General features: G+C 52.6%; 24 protein-coding genes. 7 read left to right on the forward strand and 17 right to left on the reverse strand.

Going from position 1 to position 23,017, the window contains the following annotated elements:
* Positions 1–296: 296 nt before the first annotated feature.
* The 3 genes from KFE80_12375 to KFE80_12385 form a co-directional block, all read right to left on the reverse strand.
* A complete protein-coding gene (locus KFE80_12375; GenBank protein ID UTW45146.1) occupies positions 297–575 on the reverse strand; it encodes a hypothetical protein in 279 nt (92 codons plus the stop codon).
* Positions 576–587: 12 nt separating this feature from the next.
* Positions 588–1,202: a flavin reductase family protein gene (locus tag KFE80_12380; GenBank protein UTW45147.1), complete on the reverse strand. Its 615-nt coding sequence runs from the start codon at positions 1,200–1,202 to the stop codon at positions 588–590.
* Between the two features lie 542 nt (positions 1,203–1,744).
* Entirely contained in the window at positions 1,745–2,572 is an 828-nt protein-coding gene (locus tag KFE80_12385; GenBank protein UTW45148.1) for an RluA family pseudouridine synthase, read from the reverse strand.
* Between the two features lie 82 nt (positions 2,573–2,654).
* Between KFE80_12385 and rep the strand changes: the two genes are divergently transcribed.
* Positions 2,655–4,661 (forward strand): DNA helicase Rep, encoded by a 2,007-nt coding sequence (rep, locus tag KFE80_12390; protein UTW45149.1) that lies wholly within the window; start codon positions 2,655–2,657, stop codon positions 4,659–4,661.
* A gap of 3 nt (positions 4,662–4,664) precedes the next feature.
* Here rep and KFE80_12395 read toward each other — a convergent pair whose 3' ends face one another.
* The 3 genes from KFE80_12395 to KFE80_12405 form a co-directional block, all read right to left on the reverse strand.
* Positions 4,665–5,780, reverse strand: a complete 1,116-nt coding sequence (locus tag KFE80_12395; GenBank protein UTW45150.1) for a DUF4268 domain-containing protein — start codon at positions 5,778–5,780, stop codon at positions 4,665–4,667.
* Positions 5,781–5,852: 72 nt separating this feature from the next.
* Positions 5,853–7,349 carry a YifB family Mg chelatase-like AAA ATPase gene (locus KFE80_12400; GenBank protein ID UTW45151.1) on the reverse strand — a complete coding sequence of 499 codons (1,497 nt, stop codon included), beginning with the start codon at positions 7,347–7,349 and terminating at the stop codon, positions 5,853–5,855.
* A gap of 32 nt (positions 7,350–7,381) precedes the next feature.
* Positions 7,382–7,663 (reverse strand): accessory factor UbiK family protein, encoded by a 282-nt coding sequence (locus KFE80_12405; protein UTW45152.1) that lies wholly within the window; start codon positions 7,661–7,663, stop codon positions 7,382–7,384.
* Positions 7,664–7,723: 60 nt separating this feature from the next.
* Between KFE80_12405 and KFE80_12410 the strand changes: the two genes are divergently transcribed.
* Entirely contained in the window at positions 7,724–8,062 is a 339-nt protein-coding gene (locus tag KFE80_12410; protein UTW45153.1) for a P-II family nitrogen regulator, read from the forward strand.
* On the opposite strand, the gene KFE80_12415 is transcribed toward KFE80_12410, so the two are convergent.
* Genes KFE80_12415 through lysA form a run of 6 tightly spaced genes read right to left on the reverse strand, consistent with a single transcriptional unit; the run spans position 8,059 to position 13,315 of the window.
* Positions 8,059–8,724: a DUF523 domain-containing protein gene (locus KFE80_12415; GenBank protein ID UTW45154.1), complete on the reverse strand. Its 666-nt coding sequence runs from the start codon at positions 8,722–8,724 to the stop codon at positions 8,059–8,061. The genes KFE80_12410 and KFE80_12415 overlap by 4 nt on opposite strands.
* Positions 8,725–8,739: 15 nt before the next feature.
* Complete coding sequence (locus KFE80_12420; protein ID UTW45155.1) at positions 8,740–9,465, reverse strand: SIMPL domain-containing protein; 726 nt, start codon at positions 9,463–9,465, stop codon at positions 8,740–8,742.
* A gap of 54 nt (positions 9,466–9,519) precedes the next feature.
* Positions 9,520–10,455 (reverse strand): tyrosine recombinase XerC, encoded by a 936-nt coding sequence (xerC, locus tag KFE80_12425; GenBank protein UTW45156.1) that lies wholly within the window; start codon positions 10,453–10,455, stop codon positions 9,520–9,522.
* 43 nt (positions 10,456–10,498) lie between these two features.
* Positions 10,499–11,185: a DUF484 family protein gene (locus tag KFE80_12430; GenBank protein ID UTW45157.1), complete on the reverse strand. Its 687-nt coding sequence runs from the start codon at positions 11,183–11,185 to the stop codon at positions 10,499–10,501.
* Positions 11,182–11,991 (reverse strand): diaminopimelate epimerase, encoded by an 810-nt coding sequence (gene dapF, locus KFE80_12435; protein ID UTW46726.1) that lies wholly within the window; start codon positions 11,989–11,991, stop codon positions 11,182–11,184. The genes KFE80_12430 and dapF overlap by 4 nt, the downstream gene beginning before the upstream one ends.
* Before the next feature lie 55 nt (positions 11,992–12,046).
* Positions 12,047–13,315, reverse strand: a complete 1,269-nt coding sequence (gene lysA / locus KFE80_12440; protein ID UTW45158.1) for a diaminopimelate decarboxylase — start codon at positions 13,313–13,315, stop codon at positions 12,047–12,049.
* A gap of 251 nt (positions 13,316–13,566) precedes the next feature.
* Here lysA and cyaY point away from each other — a divergent pair, with 251 nt between their 5' ends.
* Positions 13,567–13,887 (forward strand): iron donor protein CyaY, encoded by a 321-nt coding sequence (cyaY, locus tag KFE80_12445; protein ID UTW45159.1) that lies wholly within the window; start codon positions 13,567–13,569, stop codon positions 13,885–13,887.
* A 3-nt stretch (positions 13,888–13,890) separates the two neighbouring features.
* On the opposite strand, the gene KFE80_12450 is transcribed toward cyaY, so the two are convergent.
* Positions 13,891–16,065: an EAL domain-containing protein gene (locus KFE80_12450; GenBank protein UTW45160.1), complete on the reverse strand. Its 2,175-nt coding sequence runs from the start codon at positions 16,063–16,065 to the stop codon at positions 13,891–13,893.
* A 182-nt stretch (positions 16,066–16,247) separates the two neighbouring features.
* Here KFE80_12450 and KFE80_12455 point away from each other — a divergent pair, with 182 nt between their 5' ends.
* The 3 genes from KFE80_12455 to KFE80_12465 all read left to right on the forward strand — a co-directional run bounded on the left by KFE80_12455 (position 16,248) and on the right by KFE80_12465 (position 18,535).
* Positions 16,248–16,517, forward strand: a complete 270-nt coding sequence (locus tag KFE80_12455; protein UTW45161.1) for a hypothetical protein — start codon at positions 16,248–16,250, stop codon at positions 16,515–16,517.
* 185 nt (positions 16,518–16,702) lie between these two features.
* Positions 16,703–17,770: a histidine kinase gene (locus KFE80_12460; protein UTW45162.1), complete on the forward strand. Its 1,068-nt coding sequence runs from the start codon at positions 16,703–16,705 to the stop codon at positions 17,768–17,770.
* 30 nt (positions 17,771–17,800) lie between these two features.
* Complete coding sequence (locus KFE80_12465) at positions 17,801–18,535, forward strand: response regulator transcription factor (GenBank protein ID UTW45163.1); 735 nt, start codon at positions 17,801–17,803, stop codon at positions 18,533–18,535.
* A 107-nt stretch (positions 18,536–18,642) separates the two neighbouring features.
* Here the strand turns inward: KFE80_12465 and KFE80_12470 are convergent, their stop codons facing one another.
* The 4 genes from KFE80_12470 to KFE80_12485 are packed head-to-tail and all read right to left on the reverse strand — an operon-like array spanning position 18,643 to position 22,045.
* A complete protein-coding gene (locus tag KFE80_12470) occupies positions 18,643–19,218 on the reverse strand; it encodes a BON domain-containing protein (protein UTW45164.1) in 576 nt (191 codons plus the stop codon).
* The gene (locus KFE80_12475) at positions 19,218–19,805 is read right to left on the reverse strand and encodes an SIS domain-containing protein (protein UTW45165.1); all 588 of its coding nucleotides are present in this window, start codon (positions 19,803–19,805) and stop codon (positions 19,218–19,220) included. The genes KFE80_12470 and KFE80_12475 overlap by 1 nt, the downstream gene beginning before the upstream one ends.
* Positions 19,806–19,830: 25 nt before the next feature.
* Complete coding sequence (locus tag KFE80_12480) at positions 19,831–20,214, reverse strand: YraN family protein (protein ID UTW45166.1); 384 nt, start codon at positions 20,212–20,214, stop codon at positions 19,831–19,833.
* A gap of 13 nt (positions 20,215–20,227) precedes the next feature.
* A complete protein-coding gene (locus tag KFE80_12485; GenBank protein UTW45167.1) occupies positions 20,228–22,045 on the reverse strand; it encodes a penicillin-binding protein activator in 1,818 nt (605 codons plus the stop codon).
* A 95-nt stretch (positions 22,046–22,140) separates the two neighbouring features.
* Here KFE80_12485 and rsmI point away from each other — a divergent pair, with 95 nt between their 5' ends.
* Entirely contained in the window at positions 22,141–22,989 is an 849-nt protein-coding gene (gene rsmI / locus KFE80_12490) for a 16S rRNA (cytidine(1402)-2'-O)-methyltransferase (GenBank protein ID UTW45168.1), read from the forward strand.
* Positions 22,990–23,017: the final 28 nt, after the last annotated feature.

The following is a 23,017-nucleotide window of genomic DNA, read 5'->3' on the forward strand; positions in this document are numbered from 1 at the left end:
CCTGCGAACTGTCTGACTATCCCCCTCGATAGCCTATTGTTGAAGACCATATCGCCCCGTTCCCCCAACGGGGCTTTTTTTTGGCCACGTTGTTTTAGGGAACCTTTGATTAATTCCAGCATGCCTCTGTAAGCCCCGAAGGGCGCGGCCTGTAAGCCACTCCTGCTGTGTTCCTGCTCTTGCCAAGGGAATGACCATTACCTGCGAGCAGCGCCTTGCATGAGTAGCTTACAGATTGCGCAGAGACTTGCTGGAATTAATCAAAGGTTCCCTAGCTGAGACTGTTTTAGGCGAGGCTACTTGTGTTCAGGGTGTCTGCGAAGCAGTAGCGCAGTTATAGCCACGGTTATGTTGAGAGTGGCGGTGCCCAGAAACGTCACAATGGCTGCGACTTCGGTGTATTTTCCGGTATAGATATACAAACAAATATTGGCGATGGCGAACAGCCACCAAGTGGTCGCACTGACCCCGTTGGCGCTGCGCTGCTTTATGAGTGCCCACAGCTGAATCAGAGCGGCACCGGGAAACACAATGGCCGGGATAATCTTTACCACATCCAGCAACAGCTCATTCATAGGCTTGCCCGCTTATTTTGGTCGTGGTACATCCAGCACCTTGCCGAGGGTGCCGTACTCAGAACTGCCCAAGCGTGCCAAGGGGTCGATGGCGGTTGCGTCCAGCTTTAGTCGCCCGGTATCGGTGGTGTGCGCAACAGCGTCGTCGGCGTAGAGTGCTTTTACTTCTCCCAGTACCAAGAACTGTGGGCCGTTGCCGATTTCCTGTATCTGGTAGCGCTGGCAGGCAAACGCCAGGCGGCACTGTGCCAGTCGTGGCAGGGTGAACCCGGCAAACTCTGTCAGGTTGATATCCAGATCGTCCAGTTCAGATTGCCCGTGATCCAGGGTTCGAGCAGTTTCTGTCACCTCTGCCGCCTGCTGGCTGTGGGGGATATGCACCACAAAGTGGTTGCGCTCGTGAATGTTCACCAGAGTATCTTTGCATTCTCCACTGGACTTGTGGCCAATGGAAATCATAATCAGCGCCGGGTCGGAACAGACCGCATTGAAGTAGGAAAAAGGCGCCAGGTTGTGGCCGCCATCGCCGTTATCGGACAACACCCAGGCAATAGGCCGGGGCACAACGCTCTGGGTCATTGTGAAGTAACGTTGGCTGGGGGCAAGCTGGTCGAAATCCAGATACATAAGAGGGGCTCATCGTAGGTGATATCGCAGTGTATCTGTTGGTGTCGGTAGTGAACAGTGGGCAAAAAAAAGCCCCGTTGGGGGAACGGGGCAAAATGTTCTATCAAGGGGGGTAGTCAAGACAGTTTGCAGGTGCTCGCTGTTTGATGGTTGCCAGTATGGGGGAGTGCAACGTAAAGGTGGGTGGCAGTGCTGTAAAGATGGGTAAAAGGCACTGGGAAGCAGGCAAAAAAAAGCCCCGCTGGGGGAGCGGGGCAAAATGTTCTATCAAGGGGGGTAGTCAAGACAGTTCGCAAGTGCTTGCTGTTTGATAGTTGCCAGTATGGGGGAGTGCAACGTAAAGGTGGGTGGCAGTGCTGTAAAGATGGGTAAAAGGCACCGGCATGTGGGCAAAAAAAAGCCCCGCTGGGGGAGCGGGGCAATAGTGTTCTATCAAGGGGGGTAGTCAAGACAGTTTGCAGGTGCTCGCTGTTTGATGGTTCCCAGTATGGGGGAGTGCAACGTAAAGTTGGGTGCAAGCGCTGTAAAGATGGGTAAAACCGTCAAAGCTGCGGCAGCAAGCTGTCTGACAAACGGTATTGGCGTGCTTCGCCAGATAGGGGACAAATGAATTCAAGCTGAGCGGCGGTGAGCTGCAAGTCTTCTTCTTGATCCCCATTGCCGTAAAGGCGATCACCCACTACCGGACAGCCGATACCTGCCAAATGGCGGCGAATCTGATGTTTGCGGCCGGTTTCGATCCGTACTTCCAGCAGCGACTGGTTAGAAGCAGGGTTGTATTTCAGGCAGTAGACATGGCTGGTGGCGTGGCGGCCATCGACAGGCTCACTCAGAGTCTGTTCATCTTTTGTAGGCTGACCCTGGACAACCACCCGGTAGCGTTTGTCCAGCTGGCGTTGCTCAAACAACTTTGCCAGTGCGGCGGTAGCTGTGCGGCTGTGGCCAATTAACATCAAGCCGCTGGCGGCGCGATCCAGGCGATGAATGATTTGCGCCGGGCGTTGGTGTTGCAGTTGCTGTTCCACCAAACGGTTGATGGTGCAGTGGTCACTCCACTTGGAGCCCTGGCTGAGTACGCCACGGGGTTTGTGCCAAACGCTGTATTCCCCTTCATCGGTAATCAGCAGGGGTGTTGGCGGTTGCTGACCGAGAACATGGGCATCGTAGTAAAGGTGTAGCTGCTGGCCCGGTTGCAGCGCTTTGCTGTGACGGCGCAGGCGCTTGGTACGCTTGCCGTTAGTCAACCATACGGCGCCCTTTTGCATCACCTGTTTAATGCGCTGTTTGGAGAGGTCGCAAGCCTCTGCCAGCAGCGATACCGGGTCGGTGGTGTTGGTAATATCCAGATGCAATTCAAAACGGTCACTCATGTCGAGGGATTATACCCACGGACGTGGTCGGGCGGTGTTAAAATGCCTGCCCACATTTGTCCGTTTGTACCTGGAAGTTTTGGTGACCCAACTCAATCCCCAACAACACAAAGCCGTGCACTATATCGATGGCCCGCTGCTGGTATTGGCCGGGGCGGGCTCCGGCAAAACCAGTGTGATTACCCGCAAGATTGCCTATCTGATTGAGCAATGCGGCTACAACGCCCGCCATATCGCCGCGGTTACCTTTACCAACAAGGCGGCGCGGGAGATGAAAGAGCGAGTAGGCAAGCTGGTGCAGGGCAAAGCCAGTCATGGTCTGACGGTGTCTACCTTCCATAATTTAGGGCTCAATATTATCCGCCGGGAAATACGCACGCTCGGCTTTAAAAGCGGCTTTTCCATTCTCGACCAGGAGGATACCAAAGCGCTGCTCAAGGATTTGATGCTGCGAGAATCCCAGCTGGATGGCGATCATGTGGATTTGGTGCAGCATCAAATCTCTGACTGGAAGAACAGTCTGCTGTGCCCGCAGATGGCGATGTCAAAAGCCCAGAGCCCCGGAGAACAAACCCTGGCGATGCTTTATCAGCGCTACACCCAGGCGCTGCGGGCCTACAACTCGGTGGATTTTGATGACCTGATTTTGATCCCCGCGCAGTTGTTTCGCGACCACCCGGATATATTGCAAAAGTGGCAGCGACAAATTCGCTATCTGCTGGTGGATGAATATCAGGACACCAACATGGCCCAGTACCAATTGGTGCAACAATTGGTGGGCGATCGCGGTGGCCTCACTGTGGTAGGGGACGACGACCAGTCCATTTATGCCTGGCGTGGCGCCCGCCCGGAAAATCTGGTGAAGCTGGGGGAGGATTACCCGACTCTGAAGTTGATTAAGCTGGAACAAAACTATCGCTCCACCGCGCGCATTCTGAAAGCCGCCAACTGCCTGATCGCCAACAACCCCCACGTATACGAGAAAACCCTGTGGAGCGAGCTGGGCTTTGGTGAGCCCATGCGCCTGATTCGCTGTGGCAACGAAGAGACCGAATGCGAGCGGGTGGCCAATGAAATCATCGCGCAGCGGCTGTCTCGTCAGTGCCACTTTAAAGACTTTGCGGTGTTGTATCGGGGTAATTTCCAGTCGCGGATTTTGGAACTTAAACTGCAAGCGGCGGGGATTCCCTATCACCTTAGTGGTGGCACTTCGTTTTTTGCGCGCACCGAAATTAAAGACATCATGGCCTACTTGCGGTTGTTGGTGAATCCGGACGACGACAACGCTTTCTTGCGCATTATCAATACTCCGCGCCGTCAGATCGGTGCCTCCACGTTGGAAAAGTTGGGGGAGTATGCCAATGAACGTCATATTTCCATGCACGATGCCATTGACGAGTTGGGCTTGAAAGAGCGCTTGCCCGCTCAAAGCCTGGAGCGGTTGCAGCGCTTTAAACACTGGCTGGACAGTGTGCAGCGCAATGCGGAATCCAGCGATCCGGTGGCAGCTGTAAAGGAGATGATCGACGATATTGATTACGAAGGTTGGCTACATCACAACACCAGTAACGCCAAGGTGGCAGAAAACCGCTACAAAAATGTACTGTTTTTGGTGGAGCAACTGGCCAATGCTGTAGAGCGGGAAGAAGAATCTACCAACCCTCTGGAGAGTGCCATCAGCAAACTGATTCTTCGGGATATGCTCGACCGCCAGGAAGAGGAAGACGCTGACGACAAAGTGCAACTGATGACTATGCATGCTTCCAAGGGATTGGAATTTCCCCATGTGTTTGTAATTGGCATGGAAGAAGATCTACTGCCCCATCGCACCAGTATTGACGAAGACAACATCGAAGAAGAGCGTCGCCTGGCCTATGTGGCCATCACCCGCGCCCGACAGACCCTAACCATGACTCTAGCAGGCAAGCGCAAACAGTATGGTGAAATTATTGAAACCACCCCAAGCCGCTTTCTTGACGAACTACCCCAGGCAGATATCGAACGCGAAGGGTTCGGGGATAATGACCCGGAGAAAAGTAAAGAAAAGGGCAAAAAATCTCTGGATGATTTGAAGGCATTGTTTGGATAAATATCATCTGCCATTGTTTATCTCTCGCAATGGGGTTTTTATGGCGGTTTCAAGCCGGCACATGGCATCGGTCATAAAAGCAATCATGCTGTCCCATTGGTCGCGATCAAATACATTGCCGTCAGATTTTTTCTTAATGCGACAGCCGCGCTTTTCATCCAATCGTTCCCATTCCAGAGTGTCGCCGAACTGAGCTTCAATGGTATTTTTGGATTCATAAAGGCGATCAAAAATGAACTCATTTTCCTTTTTGTCACCGCGGTCAATGTACAGCTCTGCCTGGCAATAGGTTTTTGTCACAACAAAATTAAAGCTAATGCGGCTGACACCAGAGCCAGCCCCAATCCAGTGATAAATGCCGGGGTTAATGTTCTGATACAGGCTGGAACTGGTTGCGTTCATGGCTGGAATTAGCTTCGCCCAAAACTCTTTTCTTATGATATGTCGAGTTTTCTGTTTGGCCTGGCTGTCAATATCGTCCTGAGCTTTTTCCGCCATACCGATCATGTAATCTTCGGCATCCTGAGTGGGAATAATTTGTTCAATACTCAGAAACAGGTCGTCACCCATGGCAAAAGGGGTTGCTCGGAAGCACTGAAGATGCACTTTAAAGTTCAGTAGCCACATCGCTGTGCTGGTGACTTCTTTTCTGAATTTGGCGGCGATTAAGATGATTCGCTGTGTGACACCCTTGTTTAAAGTCAGTTCTTCAAAGTCCTGGCCGTCCATAAAGTCTGAGATTCGCTCTTCGGCATTACTGTCTGGCTCAGTCGCGTCCAGATACTGCTGGTAGATTTTGGTGATGCTTGTTTTTGACAGGCCAGAGCAGTAAGAAGCGTACTTCAACGCCTGCCAGGTGACATCGCGGCCGGAATCATCCAGCTTGTTTTCGATAATAGCCAGTGACCCTTGTTTGTCTAAGGCTAGTAAATCCAAGCGTTCCTGGGTTTCATCAAAGCCAGCGAATTCTTTTTGAATGATCAGTAATTCTTCGCCCAATACATCAGGCTGTTTGGCAATCCATTCTTGTAAGTGTTCTCGCTCTCTGAACCCTAACGACGAAAAAGACTTTTGCTCAAGTTTTTGAATACTGTTAGAGGATTGGTTGATTTTGTACATCTATGAATTCTCCTTACTGTGTGGGTTTGCCTATCGTGTTTGTAGCAATCCCATCCAGGGTTTTTGCTTTTTTCAGTGTCTGTTTAAATCCAGGCGATAAACCACTGCTTCCGCTAAATGGGCATCACTGAGTCGGTCGGTAGCTTCCAGATCCGCAATCGTTCGTGCCACTTTCAAAATGCGATAGTAAGCGCGAGCAGAGAGTTGCAGGCGTTCGATGGCGCTATCCAGCCAGTCTCTCTGTTCTTGATTCAGGGAGCAGCAGTTATTTAATTCTTTGTTTGTGAGTAGTGCGTTGGCTTTGCCACTGCGTTGCAACTGACGTTTTCTAGCGGCGATAATTCGCTGTCGAACCGTAGCGCTATTCTCCCCACTAGCTTTGTTTTCGGTCAGCTGCCCTTGGGAGAGAGTGTTCACTTGTACCTGCAGGTCGATACGATCCAGTAACGGGCCGGAAATTTTGCCTGTATAGCGGCGAATCTGATCCGGTGTGCATTGACAGCGTTGGTCCCCAAGATAGCCGCAGGGGCAGGGGTTCATGGCGGCCACCAGTTGAAATTGGCATGGGTAGGTGACTTGGCTATTGGCTCGAGAAATAATAATTTCGCCTCGTTCCAGTGGTTCGCGCATTACCTCCAATGCTTTTCGTGGGAACTCCGGTAGCTCGTCCAGAAACAATACGCCATTGTGTGCCAAGGATATTTCTCCCGGACGCGGCTGGCTGCCACCGCCCACCAAAGCCACTGCTGAAGCGGTGTGATGTGGGCAACGAAACGGCCGGCGAAAGAAGTGATTGTTGCTGTCCTTACCAGCCACTGAATAAACCGCGGCAGTTTGCAGTGCTTCCTGTTCACTCAGGGGTGGCAGGATGCCGGGTAGGCGACTGGCGAGCATGGTTTTGCCGGTACCTGGTGGCCCGGTAAAAAGCAGATTGTGTGATCCCGCGGCGGCAATTTCCAGAGCGCGTTTGGCCTGGTGTTGACCGATAACGTCTGCCAGGTCGGCGTCGCTGCTATCGGATATTGTGGCTGTGCTGGCAGGTACTTCTTGCAAGGGTTGGTTGCTGTGCAAATGGGCGCATACGGCCAGCAAATGGTCTGCTGGTAGTACGGTTGTGGTGGAGCTAAGCGCGGCTTCAGCAGCGTTTTCTGCAGGCAGTATCATGGATCGTTTCATGCAGCCGCAGGCCAAGCTAGCTGGCAACACCCCATGAACAGGGCGCAATTCACCGGACAAGGACAGCTCTCCCAGAAATTCACAGCCTCGCAGAGCTTCAGTGGGTACTTGCCCAGAAGCGGCGAGAATGCCTAGGGCGATGGCCAGGTCAAAGCGCCCCCCTTCTTTGGGCAAGTCAGCGGGGGCCAGATTAATGGTGATGCGCCGGGCGGGGAATTCGAAGTGGGCGTTGAGGAGAGCGCTGCGCACCCGATCTTTGCTTTCCCGCACGGCGGTTTCTGGCAAGCCAACAATGTTCAGGCTGGGTAAGCCATTAGAAAGATGAACTTCTACAGTAACTTGCGGCGCATCGATGCCCGAACGGGCGCGGGTGAGTACGGTGGCCAGTGACATGCTTCCTCCTTGAAGACTTTAGGGATAATTAATTAACGTTTAAGCTGCGCTTCCAATTCAGCGACTTGTTGTTCCAATAATTCCAGCCGCTGCCGGGTGCGCTGTAATACGGCCTGTTGGGCATCAAACTCTTCTCTGGATACCAAATCCAGCTTGGCAATCGCCGCCTGCATGGCTGTGCGTATGTGTTGCTGCATCTCTTCACCCATAGCGCGGGCGCCGGGGCCAAGGTTGTTGTTTAGCTGGCGGGTAAATTGCTCAAAGAGTTCACTGGGTTGCATGACGCTAAATCCAAAAAAGTTATTGCTTGGCATTGTAACACTGCTTGGGCAGGGGTATGGTTGTCGGCTCCAAAATACCACCGGGGCACGACCGTGAAGCTAATTACCGCGATTATCAAACCCTTTAAATTGGACGATGTGCGCGAGTCTTTGGGTGACATCGGTGTTCAGGGCATTACTGTTACTGAAGTCAAAGGTTTTGGCCGCCAGAAGGGCCATACCGAGCTGTATCGCGGCGCTGAGTATGTGGTGGATTTTCTGCCAAAGGTAAAACTGGAAATTGCTGTGGATGTGGACTTGGTAGATCAAGTAGTTGAAGCCATTACTAAGGCGGCTGCCACAGGAAAGATAGGTGACGGTAAGATTTTTATTTCTTCCCTGGATGAAGTGATTCGCATCCGCACCGGTGAAACCGGCAAAGACGCGCTTTAATTCGCCGTCATCGACGCCACAAAATCCCTGGCTTCTCCCTGAGTCAGGGTCAGTAGATTCGCAAACATTTCCCGCGCCCCATCGGCATTCATGTTGGTGTGCTTAAGCAAACTTGCTTCGGTGCCATCAGACAGAGACTGCGCCAGCTGGCAGCAAGCCACAAACAATCGGCAGCGCCACCCGCAATTCAGCCATTCTTCCTCAACAACCGGTATACCCGGAAACTGTGTCAGTAAGTGAGCGGTAAACAAGCCGTTACCTTTGGTAATCGGGTTGCCCAGATTGTCGTGCACAGGTGTTGAACCCGCGCCGCAACTGGGCGAACGACTTTTCAGAATAAACCCGTGCAGTGCTTGCTGTTGCTTGAGATACGTTTGACTGCTTTGGTTTAGCGCCTGGGTTACATTCAATTGGCGGCTTTTTACCCCTAGGGCAAGGGTATGGTTTTCCACTTGCACCAATTGCACTGGGGGGCGTGGTACACCCAGATTGGCGGCCATTTCCGGGCAGAAGGGCTTTAGGTTGAGGTGGGCTTTGAGGTGCTGGTCAATCAAGGGTTGGTATTTGTTGCCGCCGTCATAACGCACATCATCTCCTGCCAGGCAAGCACTCAAGCCCACCTGGGGTTTGTTGATAATCGCATCGCGGGCGGTGTGCTCCATCACTCACCACTTGGGTTAGTTGTTGATGATTAAATCAAATGTTACCTGAATCTGATCGGAAAAGGTGATTTGGTCTGGCAGGTAAGTGCCCGGTGATGAGGCAGACGAGGCATATAATGCCGACCGCGCCTTATGACGGTAGTCGCCCTGCTCCAAAAGTGCGTAGTTGGCCTGCTGGCTGTGATACTGAATACTGACAATATTGCCCACTTCTGCTCCGTAAGCTTTGGCCAGGGATTTGGCCTTTAACTTGGAGTTTTCAATGGCGTTCTTGCGCGCTTGGTTAATGTGCTTGTCGGGGTCAGAGGATTCATAGCTGATATGACCGATGCTTTGGATATCGTGCTTGAGGGCGAGGTCCATCACATCGGTCAGTTTGTTGAGCTTGCGCACAGTAACGTTGAGTGATCGGGTAGCACTGTAACCCACAAAACTGCGCTTTGAACTCAGTTTGCTGTATTCGTACTGGGGGTTGGTACGCAAACTGGAAGCGATCACATCTTTTTGCGGTATGCCGGCTTTTTTAAGCGCTGCCAAAAGGTTGTTGACCCGCTTGTCGACCTCTGCTTTCGCATCCAAAGCCACTTTTCGGGTGGCCTCCACGCTCAGTGATAACTTGGCGATGTCCGGTTTGACTTTGACTTCCCCGTAGCCATTAGTGTGGATCAGGCGGTGGTCGTACTGGTCTGCCAAAGTGACCATGGGAAGAGTCAAAAGCAAGGCGAAGAATAAGGGTTTCATAAACGAGCTCCGTGTTTGTTGTTCGCTGTTAAACGATTCGGTGAGCCAAAAGGGTTACTTTTTGGGGCGCTTTTGCGCTCTTGGGTGAGCCTTGTCGTAGACTTTGGCTAAGTGTTGAAAATCCAGGTGTGTGTAAACCTGTGTGGTGGATATGTTGGCGTGCCCAAGCAGCTCTTGCACCGCTCGTAAGTCGCCACTGGATTCCAGCAAGTGGCTGGCAAAAGAGTGGCGCAGCATGTGTGGGTGCACTCGGCCATCCATGCCCTGTTGTGCGCTCAATTGTTTGAGGCGCTGTTGCACGGTGCGGGGTGAAATGCGTGTGCCCCGCTGGCTGATAAACAGCGCTTGGTGATCCTGAATTGCCACTTCACGGCGTCGTTTTAGCCACGTTTTCAGGGCATCCAGGGCGTAACGACCGATAGGTACGATGCGTTCCTTGCGACCTTTGCCCAATACCCGGGCACTGCCATTGCCTATGTCGATATGGGTAATATCCAGCCCCACCAGTTCGGCCAGGCGCAGCCCGGATGAATAAAACAATTCCACCATGGCCAGATCCCGACAGTTGATCCATTCGTCGCTGTTAATATTTAGATACTGCTGGGTCTGATCCGCATCCATGGTCTTAGGCAGTTTTTTTGGGGATTTTGGCGCGCGAATACCACTGGCGGGATTAAGGGTAAGGCCGTATTTGCGGCTGGCAAAGTTAAAGAAACTGCGGCTGGAAGACAGCCAGCGTTGCAGGCTGGCCCCACTGAGCCCTTGGCGATGGAGCAAGCCGAGGCAAAGGCGAATATCTGATGGGGTGATCGCAGCCAGCTGCTTGATGTGGTTTTGCTGGCAATAATCCTGGAGCTTTTTCAGGTCGCGGCGATAATTGGCAATCGTATGTGGTGACGCGTTGCGCTCGGAGCGCAAATAGCGCTCGAACTGATCCAGCTGTTGCGCGAATGGTTTGCTTTCAGCCAACTTCCACTCCCGTCGGGTCATGGCCCGACAAGCGTCTGTTTTTAGACGTCTGACGTCAGGCCATTTATTTGATGAATTTGGGCAGTATCCGATTCAGTACTTCGGCAATATAGCTTAAAAACAGGGTGCCCATACTGCTGCGGTAGTAGTTGGGGTCGGAATTGCCAATGGCCAGTATGCCGTAGCTTTGACCGCGGGTAAGAGGCACGGCGGCTACCGAGCCGATTTCGCCAGCCTTGTTGCCAAACAGAAAATGCAATTCTTCCTGGCGCAGTACGCCGCAGATAGCGCGATTGCTGCGCAGCAGGGTGCCCACTTGATTTTCCGCCTCTTCCAGCCCGACCACTTTGGCAGGGTTGTCCGGCAGGCGAGTGGTATCGGTAAGCAGTACCAAGCTGAAATATTGCAGTTGGTAGTCGTTGCCCAGGCTTTCGTAAAGGGTGTCCACCAGGCTGTTGATGTCACGGGAATCCAACAGGTTGAGCACCAGGCGCTTGGTTTTTTCAAACAACTTATCGTTGGTGCGCGCTGCTTCCAACAGATTATTGAGGCGCTGACGCATCTCCATATTGCGCTCTCGCAGCACGGCGACTTGGCGCTCTACCAGGGAGACCGCGCGACCACTTTCGTGGGGCAGCTGGATCAGTTCCAGCAAGTCCGGGTGGTTTTCAAAAAAGCCGGGGTTATTTTGCAGATACGCCTTGATAGTGGCGTCATCGATGTTGGCAGGGGAGGAGTTGTCGGCTGTCATATTCTTATACGCCCTTGATACACCGTGGATGCTGGCCCGGTCATTGTGACACTTTGGCCTTCACCTGGCCACTGGATTTGTAAGTTGCCGCCGGGCAGGTTCACCGTAACCTGTTCGTCCAGCAGACCCTGTATACGACCCGCAACAACCGCTGCACAGGCGCCACTACCACAGGCCAGAGTTTCTCCGGCACCGCGCTCGTACACCCGCAGGTTAATCTGGCTGCGGTTCACCACCTCCATAAAGCCCGCGTTAACCCGCCGGGGAAACTGGGGGTGGCTTTCGATGAGAGGCCCCAGTTCTTCAACCGGTGCTGTTGATACATCGTCTACTACGCAAACCGCATGGGGGTTGCCCATGGAAACCGCGCCGATAGTCAGTTGTCGACCGGCTACCGATAAACTGTAGTTACTGGCTTGGGCTTCTGACTGAAAAGGAATTTTTTCTGGTGCCAGTTCAGGGACGCCCATGTCCACACGATATTGGTTGTTGGCCTCGCAGTGTAATTCGATGGCGCCATTGCAGGTTTCTACTTGCAATACGCGCTTGCCAGTGAGTTTACGATCGCGAACAAACTTGGCAAAGCAGCGGGCACCGTTGCCACACTGTTCCACTTCACTGCCGTCGGCATTAAAAATACGGTAGCGAAAGTCCATATCCGGCTGGCTGGGTGGTTCTACCAGCAGAATTTGGTCGCAGCCGACGCCGAAATTGCGGTCTGCCAGTTTGCGTGCTTTGTTGCTGCACATGGCAAAGGGTTGAGTGACTGCGTCAATCACCACAAAATCGTTGCCCAGGCCGTGCATTTTGCTGAAGTGAACAAGGCTCTTGCGGGCATTGGTTCGGCTGTTGGTGCGCGAGTTAGCCACTGTGGTTGCCGTCCTCGCTAATCAAACATTCTCCGCGAATCAGGTCTTCAAATGTTTCCCGACGGCGCACCAAATGCATTTGGTCGCCATCCACCATCACCTCGGCAGCGCGGCAGCGGCTGTTGTAGTTTGAGCTCATGGTAAAACCGTAGGCACCAGCGCCCCGCAGGCACAACAGACTGCCCGGCTCGATGGCCAGCTCCCGATCTTTGGCGAGAAAATCCCCGGTTTCACACACTGGGCCAACCACATCGTAACTGCGGTTGGGGAGTTCGGCGTTTGGCGTCACCGGCTCTACGTTCATCCATGCCTGATACAGAGCTGGGCGCAGCATATCGTTCATGGCGGCGTCCACAACGGCAAAGTTTTTATGCTCGGCCAGCTTTAACACATCCACTCGTGTCAGTAGCACGCCGGCGTTTGCAGCGATGGAGCGGCCCGGTTCTACAATCAACTTCAGGTTGCGACCTTCCAGGTAGGGCAGCAAATCGGCCATGTACTGATCGGGATGCGGTGGTTTCTCGTCGCGGTAAGTGACTCCCAAGCCGCCGCCAATGTCTAGGTGTTGCAACACAATGCCTTCTGCAGCTAATTCATCGATCAACAGCAGAACTCGTTGCAGAGCATCCACAAACGGAGTGGACTCCGTCAGTTGCGAGCCGATGTGGCAATCCACCCCAATCACCTGCAGATGAGGCAGGGCATGGGCGAGGCGGTAGACGGCTTTGGCGGAACGGATGTCAATGCCGAACTTGTTTTCTTTGAGGCCGGTAGAAATATACGGATGAGTACCAGCGTCCACATCCGGATTTACCCGCAGTGAAACTGGTGCTACACAGCCCAGTTCGCCAGCTACCTGATTGAGTGTTTCCAGTTCTGCCTGAGATTCCACATTAAAGCAGTGGATACCCAGTTGCAGGGCGCGAGCCATTTCGTGAGCTTGTTTGCCAACACCGGAAAACACGACTTTGGCTGGGTCGCCTCCGGCGTGAATCACTCGCTCCAGCTCGCCGCCGGAAACAATATCAAAACCCGCGCCCAGACGCGCCAGCACGTTGAGTACAGCGAGATTGGAGTTGGCTTTTACGGCGTAGCAAATCAGGTGATCTCGATCCGCCAGGTTCTTTTGGTAAGCCTGAAAGTGGCGTGTCAGGGTCGCCCTGCTGTAAACGTAGGTGGGCGTACCGTATTGTTCAGCAATGTCTGCCAACGGCACTTGCTCGCCATGCAGCTGGCCATTGTGGGAATTAAAGTGGTCCATGGGTCGGCTCTGTTGATTACGGGATAGAAACGGCGTTGGTTGACGGTGGTGGCTTTAATGGCCCCTTATTCCCACAACCCACGCTTCCCAGGCTGATAAGCAGCAATGCCGCAATCAGCAGCCGACATGGTGTAAAACGGTTCATGTTGTTTGTATCGTGCAAAAATTGATAATGAATGGAGTATACCGGCCATAGGCCGGCACGTATACTTCGTCCTTTAAAACAAGACCTTATCGAGATTCACTACGCCATGAACGAAAGCGAATTCACCCAGATTGCCGACCAGCTGATGATTGATATTGAGGAGGCGGTGGACGCCAGTGGTGTAGATATCGATTACGAGGGTAACAATGGGGTACTGACGCTCACCATGGAGGCCAATGGCTCGGTGGTGATTGTGTCCCGGCAAACCGCAGTGGCGCAAATATGGGTGGCCGCGCGTTCTGGGGGATATCACTTTACTTATGAGTCGAAACAGTGGATTTGCACAACCACTCGGGAGACTCTGCAGGAATTGATGGCCCGAGTATGCACGGAGCAGGCAGGGGAAAACGTGGCCCTGGATTTTTAGGCGTTATCCCACAGATGCTGTGGTTGCTGCTGGTGCCTGCTGCTGCCATTTTTGCAGGTAGGGCAACACCTGCTCTGCACCGATAGGTTTGGAAAAATAGTACCCCTGAGCATAGTTGCAACCCAAGTCGATAAGCTTATCCAGTTGGGCCTGCTCTTCGACTCCCTCCGCCACCACTTTGATGTTAAGACTTTTTGCCATAGCGATAATGGTGGATACCAACGTAAAGTCGTCTTCCTGAGTGGTGAATTCCGAGATAAAAGAACGGTCGATTTTCAAAATATCGATGGGGAATTTGCGCAGATAACTGAGAGATGAATAGCCGGTGCCAAAGTCGTCGATGGCTATCTGGGTACCGGCGTTTTTCAACTTGTTGAAGTAACGCTTTTGATCCAGGTTATCTGGTGCCAGGATACTTTCGGTGACTTCAAAACAGATAGCTCGCGGGGGCAACTGGTGGTGCTGCAGAACATCCAGCCAGTTGGGCTCTGCCTCCCCTGCGCGTGGAAACTCTTTGGCAGAGCGGTTAATGGCGAACTGTAAGTGATCAAACCCCGCGAGGTGCAATTGCTTTAGCAGCTGGCAGCTTTTCTCCAGTATTTGTTCGCCGATCTTGGGAATCATGCCGAATTCTTCCGCCACCGGAATAAACTCCACCGGTGACACAAAGCGCCCCTGATGCTCCCACCGGGCCAGCGCTTCAAATTTCTCTACCTGACCATTTTCGATGTTGATGATCGGTTGATAGGCGACACTAATGGCTTGTTCTGCCAGGGCTTCTTCCAATTGGTGTTTGAGCACCAGCCGACGTTCCGCTTGTTGCTGCATCGTGGGTGTGAAAAAACTGTAGCAGTTTTTGCCAAGCCCTTTGGCGCTGTACATGGCTTGGTCGGCGTAGCTAAGCAGCTTTTCGGGATTGTCACCGTCCTGGGGGTAAACCGCGATGCCGACGCTGCCCGTAATACTGACCGGGTGCTGGTTTAATTCCAGCGGTTGCGCCAGCTGCTCAAGCAACTTTTCCGCGATGACTTCAGCGTGTTCCGGATTTTCCAAATTGTTGACGATAACCGTGAATTCATCGCCTCCCAAGCGGGCGACGGTGTCGGTTTCGCGCAATTGTTTGGTGAGTCGTTTGGCCACCAGTCGCAATAGCTGATCACCTGCCTGGTGCCCCAGAGAGTCGTTGACGGTTTTGAACATATCCAGGTCGAGGAACAGCACCGCGCAGTGTTTGTCGTTGCGTTTACTCAACTGGATGGCGTCGTTTAAACGACTGAGAAATAGGTGGCGGTTGGGGAGTTGGGTGACTGGGTCGTAGTTGGCTTGGAAGCGGATTTTCTGTTCTGCCGCTTTGCGGTCGCTGATGTCAGAGGCCAGGATAACGTAGTACTCAACGTCTCCCTGCAGGTTCTTTAAGAACGTATTGGTTTGCCAAGTGGGAACCAGCTCACCGCGTTTGTTTTTGCCCCAGACCTCTCCGGTCCAGACGCCTTTCTCGTGGATGGCTTTGTAAATGCTTTCGTAGTATTCGATGCTGTGGTAGTCGCTGCGCAACAGACTGGTTGGCTGGCCTTTTAGCTCTTCTGCGCTGTACCCGGTGAGGCGACTGAACGCCGGATTGGTGTGAATAATGTGGCGGTTGTAATCACACACTGCAATGCCTTCACCAATGGTATCGAGAATCGTATCAGTGAGCAGCATATGCTGCTGGTTGCGAATATGTTCCAAGTGGCTGGTAATTAATTCTGCGGCCATCTGGAATAGTGCTTTTATGTTGGCTTCTGCGCCCAATGGCAATTCGTTGTCGAACAATGCGCTGAGTATGCCGATTACCTTGCCTTCGCTGCACACCAACGGAACGCCGATATAAGAGTGAACCCCCAAGTCCACCAAAATTCTGTCTTCCGGGTATTGCTGCTGGACGTTACCGTTAATCAGGCAAACATCACCGCAATACACGTCCGCACAAGGAGTGTCTGACAGGTCGTATTGAATGTTGTCGACCACTTCCCCATTCACCACATAAGCCAGGGTATGACAGGTATTTTCAGCACCAAGCTCGCCAATTAACACATGGTTGGCGTTGAGGCTCTGGCCCAGGCGCAATGCCGTGGTGGCCAAAAAGTTATGGTCCTCGGTGAGGTTCCAGTTAATACCGCTGAGTCGAGTGTGATCCACAGTTCTTTACTTATTATTGGGTTCGACGGTTGTGAACCAGTATATCGGCACCAACAACGAAAAAATGAAGGCTATTTCGCACTGTGTGACCTTGGAGATGATGGGTAAAAATGTGAAAAGGTCGAGGTTTTTCCCCGGTGGGAGCTCTACACTGACTATCAATAACTTTTTTTAGGTGCTCTATGGAGATCAATTCTGCGTTTAATGCCGGTTTGCAAGGCATTCAAAACAGCCAACAAAGGTTGGAGCAAAACGCTGAAAATATTGCCAGTGTAGCGGTGACTGAGAATCGTCGTACTGACAACAACGAAGCCCCGCAGCCGCAATCGTCGGTAAATGTGGCTGAGGAGCTGGTGGATTTGCGCCAGAATGAACTGGCCTATAAAGCCTCGATTGAGGTGGTGCGCAACGCCGATCAATTGCTCAGTAAGTTTGTGGATGAGTTGGTATAACCACTTTCGACCTTAACAAATCTCTATTCTCCTGCACGTTCACCACAATTCGTGCTTATTTCCCTAAAATTCATACTCTATTACCATTGTCCGGCGCCCAAATTCCGTTGATACTCAGCAATCGGTGAGATACTGCGCATTGCATCCCCGAAAACAGCAATAAAAATACTTTCTGACTGGATGTTATGGATCTGGACGAATTCGAGGGCCACTTGCCCCCACCGACACCGGATGCCCTGCTGCCCAATTTGTGCAGAGGCGGCGAAGGTCTGTTGTCAGTTATTGTTATTACCGAGTTATTGGCAATCTTGATTGTTATTGCTGGCAGTGGTGTTGCTGGCTTTGATTGGATTGAACTTGGCAAAGTATCCATGCTAGCGCTGTGGATATCTCTTCTCAGCGCGGTTGTTCTTTGTAAAACCCGTACCCTGTTCGCTCGCTGGGGCTTGCGTATGGCCGCCATCGCCAGCTTGGTGGCTATTGTACTGGTGGCTCTGGTATGCAGTGTGCTTCTGATGTGGTTGACCGGACTTTTGGGTATCGGTAACGGCATCGACGGTTTGCAGTTGGTGGATATTGCGGTTGTTACCATTATTCCGGCAGGTATCCTGCTGCGTTACCTTTACTTGCAGCAGCAGCTGCGCCTGCAGCAGAAAGCCGAGTTGGAATCTCGTATTCAGGCACTGCAGTCTCGTATTCGTCCGCATTTTTTGTTTAACAGTATGAACATGATCGCCTCGTTGATTGGCTCTGACCCGGATAAGGCAGAGCGGGTGGTGGAAGATCTGTCGGACCTGTTTCGTTGCGCGCTCAGTGAATTCCATACCTTGGTGCCACTGCGAGATGAGTTGAGTTTGTGCCGCCGCTACCTTTCCCTTGAGGGTTTGCGGTTGGGAGACCGGCTCAACGTGGAATGGCAGATCGGTGACTATGGTGAGGGGGTCCGAATCCCTTCGCTGGCGCTACAACCGGTGCTGGAGAATGCTATCTATCATGGCATCCAGTTATTGCCGGGGGGCGGCACCATTAAAATATCTCTGCAGCGAGAGGGAGATCGATTGACTTTCGAAGTCAATAATCCCCGCTCGCCAATTATGGAAAGCCATCGTGGCAGTCGAATAGCGTTGACCAATATTCGCCGTCGTCTGGAGGCACACTTTGGCAACAGTGCTACAGTTACTGCGCAGGAAGGCGATAATTGCTACATTACAACCATCAGCTATCCAATTATTGATTCCATGGCAGAAGTATAAAAAACAACAAGCTGGTTTGGGGGAATAACCATGAAAGTCCTGATAGTCGATGATGAGCCTCTGGCGCGGGAGCGCCTGGCCAGAATGACATCAATGATTGAATGCTGCGAAGTGGTTGGCCAGGCAGGCTCCGGCAGTGATGCCATTGAGCTGGCGCGTATGGTGTCACCGGATGTGATTTTACTGGATGTGCGTATGCCCGGTATGGATGGCCTGGCGGCGGCACAACATATGGCTGAATTTGATCCCCCGCCAGCGGTTATCTTTTGTACCGCTTACGACGATTACGCGGTGCAGGCGTTCTCATCACAGGCGGTGGGATATTTACTGAAACCGGTAAAACAGCCTGATCTGGAGCAAGCAATTTCCCGTGCCAGGCGGCTTAATAAAGCCCAATTGGATGAACTGGAGCAGGTGCCAGGTTTGTCTGGCCGTCGGGCCCATGTGAGCTCTAAAAATCGCCGCGGGGTGGAGTTGGTGCCGGTGTCCAATATTCGCCTGTTCCAGGCGGACAATAAATACGTGACTGCGTATCACACCGAAGGTGAAGCCCTGCTGGACGAAACCCTGAAAGACCTGGAAGCTGAATTTGAAGGCTTGTTTGAACGTATCCACCGCAATGCGCTGGTTTCCATTCCCCATATCGAAGGCTTGGAGCGCAATCAGGATGGCCAATATTTTGTGCGCCTCGCTGGGCTGGATATAAAGCCCCAGGTCAGTCGCCGTCACGTGTCTCAGTTAAGGAAGCTGCTCGATAAATTGTAAAACCCATCAAGCAGCTTACTACGAGCTGTTAGCAATGGGTGCTAAATAAAAAAACCGAGCTCTGTAGTGGAGCTCGGTTTTTTGTTCAGCGCATACTGCTCGCCGCTTTATTCGTGATATTCAAATACTTTCACCACCCGTTTTACGCCACCGGTACGGCTGGCAATATTAGCCGCTTTGCGACCTTGCTCCTGGCTGACGATGCCCATCAGGTAGACCACATTGCCCTCAGTAATGATTTTGACATCAGAACCTTTAAAGTTTTTTTCCAGAATAAATTTGCTGCGTACTTTGGTGGTTAACCAGGTGTCAGTAGTGCGTGCCAGCAACGAAGACTTGCCAGAAATTTGCAGTTCATTGTGAACCTGACGAACACCACGAAATTTGCGCGCAGTGTCCCCCGCCAGAGTGCGTAAGTCAGCGCTGGGCACCTCACCGGTGAGCAGTACAATGCCGTTGTGAGCGTGTACGTTAACGTGGGCTCTATCCAGCTCTTTGTGGGCTTTCTTAATGTTTACACCCACGGACACTTCGATTTGCAGATCGTTGAGGTCGGTCCCAATGGCGGTTTCATTGGGGTCCGGTTCAATCGGTTTTGTGGTGACGGCATCGACGATGGTGGTACAGCCAGTGGTCACTGCCAGGCAGGCAGCGAATAGTGTTGCTGTTAATGCTCGCAACATCAATTAATCCCTCCAAACAATTGTTCATCAATCAAATCGCACAGGGCGAATAAACTCAAAAGTTGTATTTCCTGAATACGGTGCACATCACTTTGGTCGATGCTGATATTCAGGTCTTCGGCCCCCAGCAGTGAGCGCAAATTTGTGTCCCCTGACCCGGTAAACGCAATCAAATTGATATTGCGGTCGTGGGCGGCGTGAATGGCCTGGGTCAGGTTGGCCGGGTCTTCACCGCTGCTGAACAAAATCAATAGATCGTTCGGCTCCGCAAGAGTTCGCACTTGCAGGCTGAATATTTCACTAAAGTTGTGCTGGTCGCCAATGCCACTGAGCAGGCCGCTGTCTGCTGTCAGGCAGATAGCGGAAAATCCAGGTCGTTCCAGACGACAGGGGTGCATCAGGTTTTGACACAGTGTACTGGCCAGTGAAGCACCGGTGCCATTGCCTGCACACAACAGCTTGCCACCGGCCAATAGTTGGGCAACACAACGCTCACTGGCAGCGACCAGCTTGGGCGCCAGTGCTTCGCCAACACTCATTTTTGCTTCGATGCTGCGATGAAACAGCTCAATGACCCGTTGTTCCATGGATGACTATTCTAAATGTGCTACATCAGCTTGTGGCATTAAAGGCGTTGCGCAGCCACTGGATCTGGTAGCCGGGCGGCCACCGAGTCCACAGCTTGCTGGTGCCACTTTTGGGTGAAATGCATATGGTATCAAATCGACAGCTCGCTGTTTCTGCTAACTGCCGTTTTTGCAGGTAGTGGAGTGCAGTTTTTGTGAGGCGCTTTTGCTTATGGTAGTTAATGGATTCCGCAGCGCTGCCGAAGTGATCTTGTTGGCGATAGCGCACCTCCACAAACACCAGTTGCTCACCATCATTGGCAATGAGATCAATCTCACCACCGCGACAACGATAGTTGCGTTCGATGATGGTTAACCCCGCCCGAGCAAGGTATTGAGCTGCCAATTGTTCTGCTCGCTTACCGTCCATGGTGAGTGTCTTTTTACAATGGTTGGTCGGGCAATCGCGCTCGCCGCACTTTCCCAGCGCGAAACTCTGCCCAGGGTTGGCGCCGTTCAACCTGTTGTGTGGCTACATTCAGGCTGAGGTTGCCAGTGCTGCCAAACAGTTGGGTTTCCGGTAGCAGTTGCATTTGCAGTATGGCCTGGTGGATGCGGTAAGCGTCTTGCCCCAGGGCAAAAAAGTTGGCGACAAAATTGGCTTTAGGGATGCGGCTTTCCGCAATAGTGCCGGGTAGGGCCCAAGGCATGATGGAAAAGCGCACGTCGTCGAGGTCGCGGTTCTTACTGGCCTGAGGCTTGCCGTCGTATATTTGCGAAGTGGCATACACCGGCAGGTTATCTGCGTGGAAGAAATCCAGCATGGGCTTGATCTGACGGCCTTCTTCTGGAAATGAAAACAGGAACACCATGTCCAAATCGTCGCGGCGGTGTAGGGGTTCTGATTTGAGGCGCTTGCCGAGCACATTGGCCAATCGGTTGGTGCGCTGCTGGCTCTGGTTAATCAACAGAGCGTTTTTAACCGCCTCTTTAAAGTCCACCTGTCCGCGGCGGTAATTGAGAATCTCCACCAGTTCGCCGCCGTGGCTCTGCCATTGCTCCTGAAAAGCAGCCAGAGTGCGTTCACCCAGTGGTGTATTCGGCACAATGGCCAGTGCCCGGCGGTGGCCTTCAAGCCAGGCACGGTCGGCAGCCTGGCGGGCTTCACTGCTGGCAGAAAGACCAAACTGCACCAAACCACCGGCGCCAACCGCCAGCGGGTCTTGCAGGTAGGTGAGTGAGAGTGTGGGCACGGGCAGCTCGCCCATTTGGTTGAGCTGGGCGACGTTGTTTTTAGTGAGCGGGCCAATCACCATCTCGGCGCCATCGTCGATGGCCTGGCGGTACAGGGCTTGTATATCCGGGTCAGCGGATGTGTCGTACACATGAATCGCTGGGGGAGTGTTGCCTTTTGCCAGAACTTCGTAATAGGCGGCCATAAAACCATCACGTATGGTATTGCCCGCGTCGGCAAGTTCCTTGCTGCCGCTCATGGGTAGCAACAAGGCCAGTTTTTGCGGCAAACGGTTAGCAATAGTGCGAATGTCATTCAGGCTTGCTGGGGGGTAGAGTGCACCAGGGTGCCAGGCCCAATTTCGCTGCCAGTTATCAATGGCCCGTTGCAGCCCTTCAATATCTCCCTGGTTGCTGCGACTGATTTGCGCCAGTTGGTACCAGCCTTTTAGCACCTGTTGTTTTTCCCCAACGGCCAATTTTTGCAAATCCAGTTGCGGAATCAGGGTCAGTAATTGCCACAGTTGTTGGTGGATTTTGCTGATTTCTGCAGGGTCTGCAATGCTGTTGCTGAGTGCCACATACTCTTCCACACTGCGTTGTTCTTCCCCAAGAATGGCAAACACCGTTGCTCGGTGGCGATGCCAGCGCTGTTGAAACTCTACCGGCAAGTCGCGCCACATACGTTCCAGGGCCGGGTGAGTGAGGTGATGGCGAGCGCTGAAAAAATTATCTTCGTTCAGAGCCAGCTCTGCACTCAGCAGGCTGTATCGAGCCAGTGGCTGCAGCGTTAATACGCCGGGTTCTACTTCAGACAGTACCCTCTGGGCATCACTGAATTGACCCCCGTTGGCCAGCAGTTCGGCTGCGTCCAAAAACAAAGACTGGCGCTGTGTTGAGTTAGCACTGGCAGCCCGTTGTAATAACTCATTAGCGCGCTGTACTTGTGCTTCCCCGGTTCGGTATTCTTGCCCACCTGGCTTGTTGGGTTGCGAAAAGCAGCCACTCATAATCAGGCTTACTGTCATGACTGCGATCATTGCCCTACGTCTCGAGGGCTTGTGCTTTTTGCCTGGTGAGTCGTGAACAATCTGGGAGAACATAAACCTCATGGGAACCTTCAATGGCAGGTGAACTGTATATAGTGGCGACGCCTATCGGCAATCTGGGCGATATGGTACCTCGGGGTGTGGAGGTGCTTCAATCAGCGGATTTGGTGGCAGCGGAAGATACTCGCCACAGTCGCCGTTTGCTGGATCACTTTAACATCGACAAACCGCTGGTGACCTACCATGACCACAGCGGTGGTGCCAAAGTGGATAGCTTATTGCAGGCCTTACAAAACGGCCAAACGGTGGCTTTAGTGTCTGATGCTGGCACGCCACTGATATCCGATCCGGGCTACCGTATTGTGCATCAGGCACGACAGCAGGGTATTGCGGTACATCCCATTCCAGGGCCTTGTGCCGCTGTGGCCGCGTTATCCGCTGCGGGGTTGCCCACCAATCGATTTACCTTTGAAGGGTTTCTACCCGCAAAGCAGGCTGGCCGGGTTAAATCATTAGAGCTATTGGTTAAAGAATCGCGCACCATGGTTTTTTACGAAGCCCCTCACCGGGTGTTGGATACATTGCAGGATATGAAGGCGGTATTCGGTGCCGACCGTGAAGTGGTACTGGCTCGTGAATTGACCAAAGCCTTTGAAACCATCCTGTCGGCACCGCTTGAAGAATTGGTAGAGGTGGTTGCTGCGGACAGCAATCAGCAGCGCGGAGAGATTGTGTTGTTGGTGTCCGGTGTCGATGAGCAACAGGAAGAGGCTGGTCATTCAGAGCAAGAGCGTGTGCTCAGGCTGTTACTTGATGAGCTATCGGTAAAGCAGGCGTCGACGTTGGCGGCAAAAATTACCGGTGGCCATAAAAAAACACTGTATAAGCTGGCGGTGGAAATAAAGGATGCGGCGAGTGACTAGCGTTGGACAACAGGTTGCCATGCATATT

The sequence above is a fragment of the bacterium SCSIO 12696 genome, assembly GCA_024397955.1.
Classification (GTDB): domain Bacteria; phylum Pseudomonadota; class Gammaproteobacteria; order Pseudomonadales; family Porticoccaceae; genus SCSIO-12696.